The sequence below is a fragment of the Gordonia sp. (in: high G+C Gram-positive bacteria) genome, assembly GCF_047602025.1.
In the GTDB taxonomy this organism is placed as follows: domain Bacteria; phylum Actinomycetota; class Actinomycetes; order Mycobacteriales; family Mycobacteriaceae; genus Gordonia.
The window spans coordinates 1,039,789-1,053,638 of record NZ_JASGII010000001.1; the positions used below are offsets into that span (position 1 = coordinate 1,039,789).

General features: G+C 69.5%; 15 protein-coding genes. 14 read left to right on the top strand and 1 reads right to left on the bottom strand.

Annotated features, from left to right (window positions below):
- Nucleotide 1 precedes the first annotated feature (1 nt).
- Nucleotides 2–1,741 (bottom strand): sulfite reductase subunit alpha, encoded by a 1,740-nt coding sequence (locus QM728_RS05185; protein WP_415030980.1) that lies wholly within the window; start codon nt 1,739–1,741, stop codon nt 2–4.
- A 140-nt stretch (nt 1,742–1,881) separates the two neighbouring features.
- Here QM728_RS05185 and rpmE point away from each other — a divergent pair, with 140 nt between their 5' ends.
- From rpmE to QM728_RS05255, 14 genes are all read left to right on the top strand, one after another.
- Entirely contained in the window at nt 1,882–2,112 is a 231-nt protein-coding gene (rpmE, locus tag QM728_RS05190; protein ID WP_415030981.1) for a 50S ribosomal protein L31, read from the top strand.
- A 90-nt stretch (nt 2,113–2,202) separates the two neighbouring features.
- Nucleotides 2,203–3,279: a peptide chain release factor 1 gene (gene prfA / locus QM728_RS05195; RefSeq protein ID WP_415030982.1), complete on the top strand. Its 1,077-nt coding sequence runs from the start codon at nt 2,203–2,205 to the stop codon at nt 3,277–3,279.
- Nucleotides 3,280–3,283: 4 nt separating this feature from the next.
- Complete coding sequence (locus tag QM728_RS05200) at nt 3,284–4,195, top strand: N5-glutamine methyltransferase family protein (protein WP_415030983.1); 912 nt, start codon at nt 3,284–3,286, stop codon at nt 4,193–4,195.
- Nucleotides 4,196–4,199: 4 nt separating this feature from the next.
- Complete coding sequence (locus tag QM728_RS05205; RefSeq protein WP_415030984.1) at nt 4,200–4,862, top strand: L-threonylcarbamoyladenylate synthase; 663 nt, start codon at nt 4,200–4,202, stop codon at nt 4,860–4,862.
- The gene (locus tag QM728_RS05210; protein WP_415030985.1) at nt 4,859–6,031 is read left to right on the top strand and encodes a glycosyltransferase family 4 protein; all 1,173 of its coding nucleotides are present in this window, start codon (nt 4,859–4,861) and stop codon (nt 6,029–6,031) included. The genes QM728_RS05205 and QM728_RS05210 overlap by 4 nt, the downstream gene beginning before the upstream one ends.
- A 37-nt stretch (nt 6,032–6,068) precedes the next feature.
- A complete protein-coding gene (locus QM728_RS05215) occupies nt 6,069–6,515 on the top strand; it encodes a hypothetical protein (RefSeq protein WP_415030986.1) in 447 nt (148 codons plus the stop codon).
- 263 nt (nt 6,516–6,778) lie between these two features.
- Nucleotides 6,779–7,561 carry a F0F1 ATP synthase subunit A gene (gene atpB, locus QM728_RS05220; protein WP_415030987.1) on the top strand — a complete coding sequence of 261 codons (783 nt, stop codon included), beginning with the start codon at nt 6,779–6,781 and terminating at the stop codon, nt 7,559–7,561.
- Nucleotides 7,562–7,649: 88 nt separating this feature from the next.
- Nucleotides 7,650–7,922 carry an ATP synthase F0 subunit C gene (locus tag QM728_RS05225; RefSeq protein WP_415030988.1) on the top strand — a complete coding sequence of 91 codons (273 nt, stop codon included), beginning with the start codon at nt 7,650–7,652 and terminating at the stop codon, nt 7,920–7,922.
- Between the two features lie 13 nt (nt 7,923–7,935).
- The gene (locus tag QM728_RS05230) at nt 7,936–8,490 is read left to right on the top strand and encodes a F0F1 ATP synthase subunit B (RefSeq protein ID WP_415030989.1); all 555 of its coding nucleotides are present in this window, start codon (nt 7,936–7,938) and stop codon (nt 8,488–8,490) included.
- Nucleotides 8,491–8,567: 77 nt separating this feature from the next.
- Complete coding sequence (locus QM728_RS05235; RefSeq protein ID WP_415032837.1) at nt 8,568–9,311, top strand: F0F1 ATP synthase subunit delta; 744 nt, start codon at nt 8,568–8,570, stop codon at nt 9,309–9,311.
- A 64-nt stretch (nt 9,312–9,375) separates the two neighbouring features.
- Entirely contained in the window at nt 9,376–11,013 is a 1,638-nt protein-coding gene (gene atpA / locus QM728_RS05240) for a F0F1 ATP synthase subunit alpha (RefSeq protein ID WP_415030990.1), read from the top strand.
- Nucleotides 11,014–11,016: 3 nt separating this feature from the next.
- Complete coding sequence (locus QM728_RS05245; RefSeq protein ID WP_415030991.1) at nt 11,017–11,967, top strand: F0F1 ATP synthase subunit gamma; 951 nt, start codon at nt 11,017–11,019, stop codon at nt 11,965–11,967.
- Between the two features lie 43 nt (nt 11,968–12,010).
- On the top strand, nt 12,011–13,459 hold the full coding sequence (atpD, locus tag QM728_RS05250; RefSeq protein ID WP_415030992.1) for a F0F1 ATP synthase subunit beta: 1,449 nt from the start codon (nt 12,011–12,013) through the stop codon (nt 13,457–13,459).
- A gap of 9 nt (nt 13,460–13,468) precedes the next feature.
- Nucleotides 13,469–13,849: a F0F1 ATP synthase subunit epsilon gene (locus QM728_RS05255; RefSeq protein WP_415030993.1), complete on the top strand. Its 381-nt coding sequence runs from the start codon at nt 13,469–13,471 to the stop codon at nt 13,847–13,849.
- The last annotated feature ends 1 nt before the right edge of the window (nt 13,850 follow it).

The window sequence follows — 13,850 nt, forward strand, 5'->3', positions numbered from 1 at the left end:
CTCAGTACACGTCGCGCAGGTAGCGCTTGTGCGTCTTGAGCTCGTCGACGTAGTGGGCGGCACCGCCCGCGTCGAATCCGCCGTGCTCGGCGACGATCTCGTGCAGCGACTCGTCGACGTCCTTGGCCATGCGGGCGGCATCGCCGCACACGTAGACCAGGGCGCCGCGCTCGAGCCAGGCGTACAGCTCGGCGCCGTTCTCGGCCATCCGGTGCTGGACGTAGTCCTTGTGCTCCTGGTCGCGCGAGAAGGCGAGGTCCAGGCGGGTGAGCAGCCCGTCGTCGACGAAGCCCCCGATCTCGTCGGCATAGGCGAAGTCGAACTCGCGGCGCTGATCGCCGAAGAAGAGCCAGTTGTCGCCGGTGGCGCCGCGCGCGGCACGCTCGTGCAGGAAGGACCGGAACGGTGCGATACCCGTGCCCGGGCCGATCATGATGATCGGCACGTCGTCGGCCGGCAGTCGGAACGAACGGTTCGGCGTGATGTAGACGCCGACCTCGTCGCCGACCGCGCGCCGGTCGGCCAGGTACGTGCTCGCACAACCGCCGTGGTCGCGGTCGAAGGAGCGATAGCGCACGGCCGCCATGGTGAGATGCACGGCTCCGTCGTGCACGCGGGGCGACGACGCGATCGAGTAGGAGCGCGGGCCGAGCGGCCGCAGCTCGCCGAGGAGCTCCTCGGGGGTGATGGTGAGCGACGGGTCGACGTTCAGCACGTCGAGCACGTCGCGGCCCCACAACCAGGCCTCGAGGGCCTCGCGGTCGCCGGTCTCGGACAGGTGGGTCAGCTCGGCGTCGCCGCTGCGGGAGGCGACGTAATCGACCAGGTACTTCGACGCCGTCGAGATCTCGTAGTGGCTGGTGAGCGATTCGCGCAGCGTGCGCTCGCTGCGGCGGTCGGTGATGACCTCGTCGCCAGTGGCGCCCAGGCGCTCGATGATGAGCTCGACGACCGCCGGGTCGTTCACCGGCATCACCGACAGGCCGTCGCCGGGCTCGTACTCGATGCCGCTGTCGCCGAGGGAGATCTCGATGTGGCGGACCTCTTTCGCCGATCCCGGCGCCGACAGCACGGTGTTGGCCACGATAGTCGCGGGGTAGGGGTTGCGCCGGCTCCACGCCGCCTTCTTCTTGGGCTTCTCCTCGACCCTCGGCTTGGGCGGCTCGACGACCGGCTCGATGCCGGCGAGGGCGTCGAGGGCGCGGGGCAGCCAGTCGTCGACGGTCTGCTGGAAGTTGGCGTCGCACTCGGCGCGGGGGACCACACGGGTCGCGCCGAGCTCGGCGAAGCGGCCGTCGAGGTTGACCGCGGTCTGGCAGAAGCCGTCGTAGCCGGAGTCGCCGAGGCCGCAGACGGCGTACTGCACGCCGTCGAGCCGGGGCGCGTCGCCCGACGCCACGGCCCGCCACAGGTCCTCGGTGTCGTCGGGGGCGTCGCCCTCGCCGTAGGTGGACACGACGACGAGGATCTTGCCCGCGGCGGGCAGGTCGGCGAGGCTGATCTCCTCCATGTCGGCGACCCGGCTGATCAGGCCGCGGTTGGCCGCGAGGCGCTGGGCCTGGACCGCCACCCACTCGGCGTTGCCCGACTGCGTGCCGTAGAGGACCAGCAGTTGTTCGCCGGCCGCCGGTGCGGTGAGGTCCGGGCGCGCCTTCAGCCCCGCCAGATAGCCTGCGAGCCACGCCTTCTGCTCGCCGGTCAGCGGGGCTTCGGGGGTCGGGGGAGAGGCGAGCAGGTCCATCGTTCCAATGTATCGGGTGCCTTCGGCGATTTCGGAGCAGGCCCGTGCCCGTGGCATACTGGATCGTCGAATCAAGTCCGGTTCCGGTTCACACCCGCGCCCACTCGCACGGGTGACCCGGCGACCACGAAAGGGACACCATGAAGAAGGACATCCACCCGGAGTACGTGGCCACCACGGTCGTGTGCGGTTGCGGCAACACGTTCGAGACCCGCAGCACCAAGAAGGACGGGCGCATCAACGTCGAGGTCTGCTCGCAGTGCCACCCGTTCTACACCGGCAAGCAGAAGATCCTCGACACCGGCGGCCGCGTCGCCCGCTTCGAGAAGCGCTACGGCAAGCGCGACAAGAAGGCCACCGCCGACAACTAGCTTTCCCCACGGCGCCCGGTGCGTGCTTCGGCACGCGCTCGGGCGCCGTTGGTGTTCTCAGAAGTAGTCACGAGAGGGAGGCAGGCAGCCATGGCCACCGAGCAACCGTCGGCGATCGACGACATCCTCGCCGAGTACGCGGGCCTGGAGACCCAGCTCTCCGACCCGTCGCTGCACGACGATGCCGCCAACGCGCGCCGCGTCGCCAAGCGCTTCGCCGAGCTCGGCCCGGTGATGTCGACGTACCAGAAGCTCGCCTCGGCCCGCGACGACCTCGCGGCCGCGACCGAGCTCGCCGCCGACGACCCCTCCTTCGCCGACGAGATCCCGGCGCTCACCGAGCAGGTCGCGCAGCTCGACGCCGCGCTGACCGATCTGCTGGCCCCGCGCGATCCGCACGACGCCGACGACGTCGTGCTGGAGGTCCGCCCCGGCGCGGGCGGCGAGGAGTCGGCGCTGTTCGCCGCCGACCTGGTGCGCATGTACCTGAAGTACTGCGAGCGCCACGGGTGGAAGGCGCAGATCCTCGGCGTCACCGAATCCGACCTCGGCGGCTACAAGGAGGCGACGCTCTCGATCCGCGCCCCGCAGGCCACCCGCGACGGCGTGTGGTCGCGGCTCAAGTTCGAGGGCGGCGTGCACCGCGTGCAGCGCGTGCCGGTCACCGAGTCGCAGGGGCGCATCCACACCTCGGCCGCCGGCGTGCTGATCTACCCCGAGCCCGACGAGGTCGAGGAAGTCGCGATCGACGACAAGGACCTGCGCGTCGACGTGTACCGCAGCTCGGGCAAGGGCGGCCAGGGCGTCAACACCACCGACTCGGCCGTGCGTCTGACGCACCTGCCCACCGGCATCGTCGTCACCTGCCAGAACGAGCGCTCCCAGCTGCAGAACAAGGCGCGCGCCATGCAGGTGCTCGCCGCTCGACTGCAGGCCCAGGCCGAGGAGGAGGCCGCAGCCGCCGCGGCCGAGGGGCGCGCCGCGCAGATCCGCACGGTCGACCGCTCCGAGCGCATCCGCACCTACAACTTCCCGGAGAACCGGATCGCCGACCACCGCATCGGCTACAAGGCCAACAACCTCGACTCGGTCCTGGCCGGCGACATGGACGCGTTGCTCGACGCGCTCGTCGAGGCGGACAAGCAGGCCCGGCTCGCCGCCGAGTAGCCCCGTGGCCGATCCCGTCAGCGCCCTGCTGGCCGACGCGACCGAGCGGCTCGCCGCCGCCGGGGTCGCCTCGCCCCGTGTCGACGCGCAATGGCTGCTCGCGCACGCGCTGCGCACCGACCGCGGCCGACTGCTCCTCGTCGACGACGTCGATCCGCCGACCGCCGAGCACTTCGCGGCCCTAGTGCGCCGACGCGCGAACCGTGAACCGCTGCAGCACCTGATCGGCGAGGTGGAGTTCGCCGCGGGGGACGCGGTGGTGCGTCTGAAGGTCGGGCCCGGCGTCTTCATCCCGCGCCCGGAGACCGAGCTGCTCCTGCGGTGGGCCGTCGAGACGGCGCCCCCCGGCGCGCTCGTCGCCGACCTCTGCGCCGGCAGCGGGGCCCTGGCCATCGGCCTGGCGACCGCCCGCCCCGACGTGCGCGTCGTCGCCGTCGAGCTCTTCGCCGCCGCGCGCACCTGGTTGCGCCGCAACGTCGCCGCCCAGCCGGTCGACGTCGCCGGGCGGGTCGCCGTCGTCGCCGCCGACGTCACCGACCGCGCGGGGGTTGCCGCGGCGATCGCCGCGCAGGCCGGTCCGCTGGGGTGGCCGCCGCGCCGCCGGCTCGACCTCGTCGTCAGCAACCCGCCCTACGTGCCGACGGTGACCGGCGGGCGGCCCACCGAGGTGAGCCCGGAGGTCCGTGCCGATCCGGCGGCGGCGGTCTTCGGCGGCGCCGACGGGATGGCGGTGATCACCCCGATGCTCGAGACGATGGTCGCGCTGGGGACGACGGGCACGCCCGTCGGCATCGAGCACGACGACGCCACCGGGCCCGCGGTCGCCGCCGCGCTGGCCGCTGCCGGATACGCCCAGATCACCGCGCGCACCGACCTCGCCGGTACGCGGCGGTTCGTGACCGCTGTGCAAGGATGAAACGGTGAGCACCGTCTACGACTGCACCGACCCGCAGACCCGGTCCGCGGGCCTGTCGGCGGCGGTCGGCGCGGTGCGTTCGGGCCGCCTGGTGGTGCTGCCCACGGACACGCTCTACGGCATCGGCTGCGACGCCTTCGACGCCGATGCGGTCGCCTCGCTGCTGGCCGCGAAGGGCCGCGGCCGCGACATGCCGGTCCCGGTCCTGGTCGGGTCCTGGCACACCATCGACGGGCTCGTGCTGTCGGTCCCGCTGCCCGCGCGCGAACTCACCCGGGCGTTCTGGCCGGGCGGGTTGTCGCTGGTCGTGCAGCAGGCGCCGTCGTTGGCGTGGGACCTGGGGGACACCGACGGCACCGTGATGCTGCGGATGCCGATGCACCCGGTGGCGATCGAGCTGCTGCGCGAAGTCGGCCCGATGGCCGTGTCGAGCGCCAACGTCTCCGGTCAGCCGCCGGCCACCACCGTCGAGGACGCCCGGCGCCAACTCGACGACGCGGTGTCGGTGTACCTCGACGGGGGACCGTCGGCCGCCGCGACCGCCTCCACCATCGTCGACGTGACCGGCCCGGTGCCCCGGATCCTGCGCGAGGGCGCCATCACCGCCGAGCAGATCGGCGAGGTCCTGGACGTCCCCGTCGCCGAGCTGCGGGGCGCCGACGCGTGATCGAGCTCCTCGCCGCACCCACCGGGTCCGTCTCCTCGGCCGGCGTCCCGTTGCGCGAACTCGTCCTCGTCGGTGCGACGGCGACCGCGGTGACGTTCCTGCTCACCTCGCTCGTCCGGGTGTTCGCCATCCGCGTCGGCGCGGTGGCGGTGCCGCGCGCCCGCGACGTCCACGTCATCCCGACCCCGCGCCTGGGCGGCATCGGCATGTTCATCGGCGCGGTGGCCGCGATCGCCCTCGCTGCCCAACTGCCGGCGCTCAACCGCGGCTTCGCGTACAGCTCGACCATGACCGCGGTGATCGTCGCGGGCCTGATCATCGTGCTCGTCGGGGTGGTCGACGACCGGTGGGGGTTGGACGCGCTGACCAAGTTCGCCGGCCAGGTCACCGCCGCCGGCGTGCTCGTCGGGCTCGATCCGCAGAACCTGAGCTGGTGGACCTTCAGCGTCCCCGGCAGCATCGGCGTCCTGTCCCTCGACTCGGTGCAGGCCGGCCTGCTGACGGTCGTCATCACCGTCGCGACCATCAACGCCATCAACTTCATCGACGGTCTCGACGGACTCGCCGCCGGCCTCGGCCTCGTCGCGGCGCTGGCCATCTGCCTGTACTCGCTCGGCCAGCTGCGCGACTTCGGCGGCGCGCAGGCCTTCTACCCGCCGGCGATGATCACCGTCGCCCTGGCCGGCGCCTGCCTGGGCTTCCTCCCGCACAACTTCAGCCCGGCGCGCATCTTCATGGGCGACTCCGGCGCGATGCTCATCGGCCTCATGCTGGCCGCGGCCAGCGCGTCGTCGCAGAACCCCGGCTACGCCTACGGCACCAGCACCGCCGACATCTTCACCCTGCTCTCGCCGCTGGTCCTGGTCGCCGCGGTCATGTTCATCCCGATGCTCGACATGCTGATGGCGATCGTGCGCCGCACCCGCGCCGGCGTCGGCTTCTACACCCCCGACAAGATGCACCTGCACCACCGGCTGCTCGAGCTGGGGCACTCCCAGGCCCGCGTCGCGCTGCTGATCTACCTCTGGGTCGGCGTGCTGACGCTGTCGGTCGCGGCGAGCACGATCATGCCGCTGCGGATCCTCGGCCCGATCTTCGGCGCCGGTCTGCTCATCGCCCTCACGTTCACCTTCCTGCCGCGCATCGCCCGCGTCTTCCGGCGCACCTAGCCGATCCCCGGAACCGGTCGACCCTAGACTGGTCGGCATGGCAGAGGACACCCCCGACATCGTTCGCGCGTTCACCGATCCGCTCGGCGCGCTCAAGACCGGGCTGCGCTACGGCGTGCTCGGACTGGTCGCGCTCACCGTGGTCGGTCTCGCGGTGTGGGTGCCGCTGGCCGGCACCAAGGGACTGTGGGGAGTGCTCGTCGGCGCCGGGGTGGGCGGCGGTTTCATCCTCGTCACCCTCCTGATCGTGCTCGCCACGTCCAAGCTGCCGCCCTTCACGTCGCTGTACGTGATCATGGGCTCCTGGTTCGTGAAGATGCTGGCCGTCATCGTCCTCATGGCGATCCTCAAGAACCTCACGTTCTACGACAAGGGCGCCTTGGTGAGCACCCTCATCGGCGCCATCGTGATCGTCCTCGGCGCCGAGTTCTACGGCGTGTTGCGCACCCGCGTCCCCTACGTCGACGAGGTGTCGGGGAAGTAGCGCGCCGCGCTGATCTGCTACTACGAGGTGTCGTAGCGAGATTCGGGCAGGGAAAACCACCCCGGTTTGCGTGCGTGACCTGAGCACTTGATAAGGTTTCGTCACATCCAACAGAAGATGGCAGCGCCCCCGAAAGCGGTCCCGCGGACGGAAGCGCCACCCCTTTCTGTGCTCCGCACCACCCCGCGGAGAATGTCCGATCGAACCCGGCGCCGTAGCGCGGCAACCGGGCCCGACCACGGGAGAGAACGCTGATCACCTTCTTGGCTGAGTCCGGTGAGTTCCACGCACCGACGCTCGACGACTTCTTTCCCGAGCAGGTCCTGTTCGCCGGCACGCCGTTCGCCCTCGACCGCCTCATGCTCATCCGCCTCGGCGTGGTGCTGCTGGTCTCGGCGTTCTTCTTCTTCGCGATGCGCAGCCCCAAGATCATTCCCCGCGGTGCGCAGAACGTCGCGGAGAGCATGATCGACTTCGTCCGGGTGCAGATCGCCGAGGAGATCCTGGGCAAGGAGAACGGCCGCAAGTACCTGCCGATCATCGCCAGCATCTTCTTCGCGACGATCTTCCTGAACCTGACGTCGATCATCCCGTTCCTGAACATCTCGTCGAACGCGCGCATCGGCATGCCGATGGTGATGGCCGCGGCCGCGTACATCACCTACCTCTGGGTCGGCTTCCGCAAGTTCGGCTTCTTCGGCTTCATCAAGGCGTCGACGGTCCTGCCGGGCGTGCCGCTGCCGATCCACTTCCTGCTGATTCCGATCGAGTTCATCTCGACCTTCATCCTGCGGCCGTTCACGCTGACCGTCCGTCTCATGGCCAACATGCTGGCCGGCCACATCATGCTGGTCCTGTTCTTCGCCGCGACGCAGTACTTCTTCATCGAGGCCAAGAACTGGATGGCCGTGTTCGGCCTGCCGGCACTGATCGTCGGCGTCGCCTTCACCTTCTTCGAGCTGCTGGTGATCGCGCTGCAGGCCTACATCTTCTCGCTGCTGACCGCCGTCTACATCGACCAGTCGATCCACGCGGACGCGCACTGACCCACCGACCGAACCGACCGAGCAACAACACAAGAACCTGACTGCTCATCCACCCGGATGGGGAGCCATTTAGAAAGGGAATAGCAAGATGAGCTACATCGCCCAGACTCTCGCCGACGCCACCACGATCGTCGCCGAAGGAGCTGAGACCACCACCACCGGTAAGGGCTACGGCGCCATCGGTTACGGCCTCGCCGCCATCGGCCCGGGCATCGGCGTGGGCATCGTCGCCGGCAAGGCCATCGAGGGCATCGCCCGTCAGCCCGAGCTGGCCGGCCAGATCCGCACCACCATGTTCCTCGGCATCGCGCTCTCCGAGGCGCTGGCGCTGATCGGCATCGTTGCCGGCTTCATCTTCTGATCTGAGCCACGACATGATCAACGCAACCGATCTGACGCTGCTGCTGGCAGCAGAGGGTGGCGAGGAGAAGCACAATCCGCTGCTCCCGCACACCTACGACATCGTTTGGTCGCTGGTCGCGTTCGCCGTCGTCCTCTTCGTCTTCTGGAAGTTCGTGATTCCGAGCTACCTGAAGGTGCTCGACGAGCGCCGCGACGAGATCGAGGGCGGCATCGAGCGCGCCGAGGCCGCGCAGGCCGAGGCCAACGCCGAGAAGGCCAAGTACCGCGAGCAGCTCGCCGGTGCCCGCGAAGAGGCGAACAAGATCCGCGAGGACGCGCGCGCCCAGGGCCAGCAGATCATCACCGATGCGAAGACCACCGCCGAGGCGGAGTCCGATCGCATCGTCGCGGCCGGCAACCAGCAGCTGGAGGCCTCGCGCCAGCAGGTGGTCTCCGAACTGCGCGGTGATCTCGGCAAGATGTCGATCGACCTGGCCGAGAAGCTGACCGGGGAGTCGCTGGGCGACTCCGCCAAGGCGTCGGCCACCGTCGACCGCTTCCTCGCCGAGCTCGACAGCTCGAAGTAGCGGCTACGAGACAGGAACGAAAAGGTAGATGTACGCAGCATCCTCTTCGAGAGGCTCTCGCGCAGGCCCGCACGACGCTGGATTCGGCGTCGGCCGGCACCGGCGACGAGCTGCTGTCCGTCGCACGGCTCGTCGGTGACAACCGCGAACTGCTCGGCGCACTGACCGAGGCGGCCGTGCCGCCGGCCGAGCGCGGCGACGTCGCGAAGACCGTGCTCAAGGGCAAGGTCTCCGCCGGCACCGCAAGCGTGGTCGCCGCGGCCGCGAGCGGTCAGTGGTCTACCTCGTCGGACCTGGTCTCCGGGTTGCACGACCTCGGCGTCGAAGCGCTGCTGCGCTCGGCGGCGAAGGCCGGTGACGGCGACGCGGTGGAGGACGAGCTGTTCCGCCTCGGCCGCATCGTCGCGGGCAACCCGGAGCTCGAGCAGGCACTGTCGGACCGGGCCCGCCCCGCCGCCGACCGCGCCGGCCTGTTCCGGAAGCTGGTCGCCGGCAAGGTGAACCCGGTGACCGAGAAGCTGGCCGTCGACGCCATCGAGCGGGCCCAGGAGAAGCCGGCCGACGCCCTCGCGTCGCTGGCCGACACCGCCGCGGGCATCAGCGGTCGCCGCGTCGCCCGCGTCCGCTCGGCCACCGAACTTTCCGCCGCGCAGCGCGCCAAGCTGGCCAAGGACCTCGAGAAGGACCTCGGCTCGCCGGTCACGCTGCACGTCGACGTCGACCCGGAGCTTCTGGGTGGCGTCGTCGTCCGCGTCGGCAACGAGCAGATCGACGGAAGCGTCGCCGGCAAGTTCGCCGCCGTCCGACGCGGCCTGCGGTAGCCCCCACCAACCACAAACCAACCTTGATCGACACCCGATCACCAGAGCCAGGAAGAGTAAGCACATGGCGGAGTTGACCATCTCCTCCGATGAGATTCGGAGCGCGCTCAGTTCGTACACCAAGGAGGTGGACACGGCCTCCACCCGCGAAGAGGTGGGCACCGTCGTGGACACCGGCGACGGCATCGCCCACGTCAGCGGCCTGCCCGGCGCGATGGCGAACGAGCTGCTGGAGTTCCCCGGCGGAATCCGCGGCGTGGCCCTGAACCTCGACCTCGACGAGGTCGGCGCCGTCATACTCGGTGACTACGAGCACATCGAGGAGGGCCAGGAGGTCAAGCGGACCGGCAACGTGCTGTCGGTGCCGGTCGGCGACGACTTCCTCGGCCGCGTGATCGACCCGCTCGGCGCCCCGATCGACGGCCTCGGCCCGATCAAGGCGGAGGCCGACCGCGTCCTGGAGCTGCAGGCCGCCACCGTGCTCGAGCGCCAGCCGGTCGAGGAGTCCCTCGCCACCGGCATCAAGGCGATCGACGCCATGACCGCCATCGGCCGCGGCCAGCGCCAGCTGGTCATCGGCGACCGCAAGACCGGCAAGACCGCGGTCTGCATCGACGCCATCCTGAACCAGAAGGACAACTGGAAGACCGGCGACCCGGAGAAGCAGGTCCGCTGCATCTACGTCGCCATCGGTCAGAAGGGCTCCACCATCGCCGGCGTGAAGTCGGCGCTGGAAGAGGCCGGCGCGATGGAGTACACGACCATCGTCGCGGCTCCCGCCTCCGACTCGGCCGGCTTCAAGTGGCTCGCCCCGTACACCGGTTCGGCCCTCGGCCAGCACTGGATGTACGCCGGCAAGCACGTCCTCATCGTCTTCGACGACCTGTCCAAGCAGGCCGAGGCCTACCGCGCCATCTCGCTGCTGCTGCGCCGCCCGCCGGGCCGCGAGGCCTACCCGGGCGACGTCTTCTACCTGCACTCGCGCCTGCTCGAGCGTTGCGCGAAGCTGTCCGAGGAAATGGGCGGCGGCTCGATGACCGGTCTGCCGATCATCGAGACCAAGGCCAACGACGTCTCGGCGTTCATCCCGACCAACGTCATCTCGATCACCGACGGCCAGGTCTTCCTGGAGTCGGACCTCTTCAACAAGGGTGTCCGCCCGGCGATCAACGTGGGTATCTCCGTGTCCCGCGTCGGTGGTGCCGCGCAGACCAAGGGCCTCAAGAAGGTGTCCGGCTCGCTGCGTCTGGAGCTGGCCCAGTACCGCGAGCTGGAGGCCTTCTCGGCCTTCGCCTCCGACCTCGACGCCGCGTCGAAGGCGCAGCTCGAGCGCGGTGCCCGCTGGGTCGAGCTGCTCAAGCAGGACCAGTACAGCCCCGTGTCGGTCGAGGACCAGATCGTCTCGCTGTACCTGTGCGGTGAGGGCTACATGGACTCGGTGCCGGTGGACGACATCCGCCGCTTCGAGGCCGAGCTGCTCGCCGACCTGCACCACAGCGCGAAGGACGTCTACAAGTCCATCGCCGGTGGCGGCGCGCTGACCGACAAGGACATCGCCAAGCTCACCAAGGCCACGGACAACTTCAAGGAGGGCTTCGTCGCCAGCGACGGCAGCCGGGTGGTCAACGATCCCGAGGCTCCGGCCCTGGATGCCGAGGACGTCGAGTCCGAGACCATCAAAGTGACCAAGAAGAAGAAGTAGGCAATGGCAACCATTCGGGAGCTGCGCTCGCGGATCCGGTCGATCCAGTCGACCAAGAAGATCACCAAGGCGCAGGAACTGATCGCGACCTCGCGGATCACCAAGGCGCAAGCCCGGGTGGCCGCGGCGCGGCCGTACGCGCAGGAGATCACCAAGGTGGTCACCACGCTGGCCGGCGCGTCGGTCTCGCTGGACTCCCCGCTGCTCACCGCGCGGGAGAACCCGCGCCGGGCGGCGATCCTGGTCGTCACCTCCGACAGCGGCCAGTGCGGCGGCTACAACGCCAACGTGCTGCGCGAGACCGAGGAATTGATCTCGCTGCTGCGCTCCGAGGGCAAGGAGCCGGTGCTCTACGTGATGGGCCGCAAGGGTGTGGGCTACTACACCTTCCGCGACCGCCCGATCGTCGCCAGCTGGACCGGGTTCTCCCAGCAGCCGGTGTTCGCCGACATCAACGGTGCGATCAAGCACCTGGTCGACGCGTTCCTGGCCGGCTCGGACGAGAAGGTCGAGCTCGACGGCGAGCAGATCGACGGCTACGACGAGCTGCACGTGGTCTACACGCGCTTCGTGTCGATGCTGACCCAGAAGCCGACGGTGCGCCGCATGGCCCCGATCGACGTCGAGTTCGAGATCGAACAGCTCGACACCGGGGACGACCTGCTCGACCCGAACACCGACGCCCAGGTCGGCCCGGAGATCGACTTCGAGCCCGAGGCCAAGGAGCTCCTGGACGCGCTGCTGCCGCGCTACGTGGCGTCGCGCATCTTCGCCGCGCTGCTGGATTCGGCGGCGTCGGAGAACGCGGCCCGTCGCACCGCCATGAAGGCGGCCACCGATAACGCCACCGAGCTCGAGAAGACCCTGTCCCGCCAGGCCAACCAGGCCCGCCAGGCCCAGATCACGCAGGAGATCAGCGAGATCGTCGGCGGCGTCGAAGCGCTCTCGCACTGATCCGGCTGACTAGAACAGACATACCGAGGAAAGAGAAACAACCATGACCGCAGCAGTAAAGGCAGACAAGAAGGGCGCGTCGGCAGCCGGCGTGGGCCGCGTCGCCCGCGTCATCGGCCCCGTCGTCGACGTCGAGTTCCCGCGCGGAGCCATCCCCGACCTCTTCAACGCGCTGCACTGTGAGATCACCCTCGAGGCAGTGGCCAAGACCCTGACCCTCGAGGTCGCGCAGCACCTCGGCGACAACGTCGTGCGCGCCGTCTCGATGCAGCCCACCGACGGCCTGGTCCGCGGTGCGGCCGTCTCCGACACCGGCAAGCCGATCTCGGTGCCGGTCGGCGACGTCGTCAAGGGCCACGTCTTCAACGCGCTGGGCGACTGCCTCGACGCGCCGGGCACCGGTCGCGACGGCGAGCAGTGGGGCATCCACCGCAAGCCGCCGGCCTTCGACCAGCTCGAGGGCAAGACCGAGATCCTCGAGACCGGCATCAAGGTCATCGACCTGCTGACCCCGTACGTCAAGGGCGGCAAGATCGGTCTGTTCGGTGGTGCCGGTGTCGGCAAGACCGTTCTGATCCAGGAGATGATCACCCGTATCGCCCGCGAGTTCTCCGGCACCTCGGTGTTCGCCGGCGTCGGCGAGCGCACCCGTGAGGGCACCGACCTCCACCTCGAGATGGAGGAGATGGGCGTTCTCCAGGACACCGCGCTCGTGTTCGGCCAGATGGACGAGCCGCCGGGGACGCGTATGCGCGTCGCCCTCTCGGCCCTCACCATGGCCGAGTACTTCCGCGACGTGCAGCACCAGGACGTGCTGCTGTTCATCGACAACATCTTCCGTTTCACCCAGGCCGGCTCGGAGGTTTCGACCCTCCTCGGCCGCATGCCGTCGGCCGTCGGTTACCAGCCGACGCTGGCCGACGAGATGGGTGAGCTGCAGGAGCGCATCACGTCGACCAAGGGCCGCTCGATCACCTCGCTGCAGGCGATCTACGTCCCCGCCGACGACTACACCGACCCCGCTCCGGCGACCACCTTCGCGCACCTCGATGCGACCACCGAGCTCTCGCGTCCGATCTCGCAGCTGGGCATCTACCCGGCCGTGGACCCGTTGACGTCGACCTCGCGCATCCTGGAGGCCTCGATCGTCGGTGACGAGCACTTCCGCGTCGCCAACGAGGTCAAGCGCATCCTGCAGAAGTACAAGGAGCTGCAGGACATCATCGCCATCCTGGGTATGGACGAGCTCTCCGAAGAGGACAAGGTCACCGTCGCGCGTGCGCGCCGCATCCAGAAGTTCCTCGGCCAGAACTTCCTCGTCGCCGAGAAGTTCACCGGCCAGAAGGGCTCGGTCGTGCCGCTGGCCGACACCATCGAGGCGTTCGACCGCGTCTGCAAGGGCGAGTTCGACCACCTGCCCGAGCAGGCGTTCAACAGCTGCGGTGGACTCGACGACGTCGAGGCCGCGGCCAAGAAGATCGCCGGAAAGTAGCAGACCACCATGGCGGACAAGAGCTTCCGGGTCGAGGTCGTCTCGGCCGACGAGCGCCTGTACTCCGGTGATGCCACCATGCTCGTCGCCCAGACCACCGACGGCGAGGTCGGCATCCTGGCCGGCCACGCGCCGCTGCTGGGCCAGCTGACCGAGGGCGGCTACATCGCCATCACCGAGGCCGACGGCGACCGCCGCGTGGCCGCGGTGACCGGCGGGTTCCTCTCCGTGTCGACCGACGTGGTGACGATTCTGGCGGAGACGGCCGAATGGGCCGCCGACGTCGACGTCGTCGCCGCGGAGGCCGCGCTGGAGTCGGCCGAGCCGGGCAGCGTCGAGCACCAGCTCGCCAAGTCCCGCCTGTCGGCCGCCGCCGCGCTTGCCAGGTAGT

Coding starts and splice junctions, on each gene's coding strand:
- QM728_RS05185 (WP_415030980.1), bottom strand. CDS start 1,741: ATGGACCTGCTCGCCTCTCCCCCGACCCCCGAAGCCCCGCTGACCGGC.
- rpmE (WP_415030981.1), top strand. CDS start 1,882: ATGAAGAAGGACATCCACCCGGAGTACGTGGCCACCACGGTCGTGTGC.
- prfA (WP_415030982.1), top strand. CDS start 2,203: ATGGCCACCGAGCAACCGTCGGCGATCGACGACATCCTCGCCGAGTAC.
- QM728_RS05215 (WP_415030986.1), top strand. CDS start 6,069: ATGGCAGAGGACACCCCCGACATCGTTCGCGCGTTCACCGATCCGCTC.
- QM728_RS05225 (WP_415030988.1), top strand. CDS start 7,650: ATGAGCTACATCGCCCAGACTCTCGCCGACGCCACCACGATCGTCGCC.
- QM728_RS05230 (WP_415030989.1), top strand. CDS start 7,936: ATGATCAACGCAACCGATCTGACGCTGCTGCTGGCAGCAGAGGGTGGC.
- atpA (WP_415030990.1), top strand. CDS start 9,376: ATGGCGGAGTTGACCATCTCCTCCGATGAGATTCGGAGCGCGCTCAGT.
- QM728_RS05245 (WP_415030991.1), top strand. CDS start 11,017: ATGGCAACCATTCGGGAGCTGCGCTCGCGGATCCGGTCGATCCAGTCG.
- atpD (WP_415030992.1), top strand. CDS start 12,011: ATGACCGCAGCAGTAAAGGCAGACAAGAAGGGCGCGTCGGCAGCCGGC.
- QM728_RS05255 (WP_415030993.1), top strand. CDS start 13,469: ATGGCGGACAAGAGCTTCCGGGTCGAGGTCGTCTCGGCCGACGAGCGC.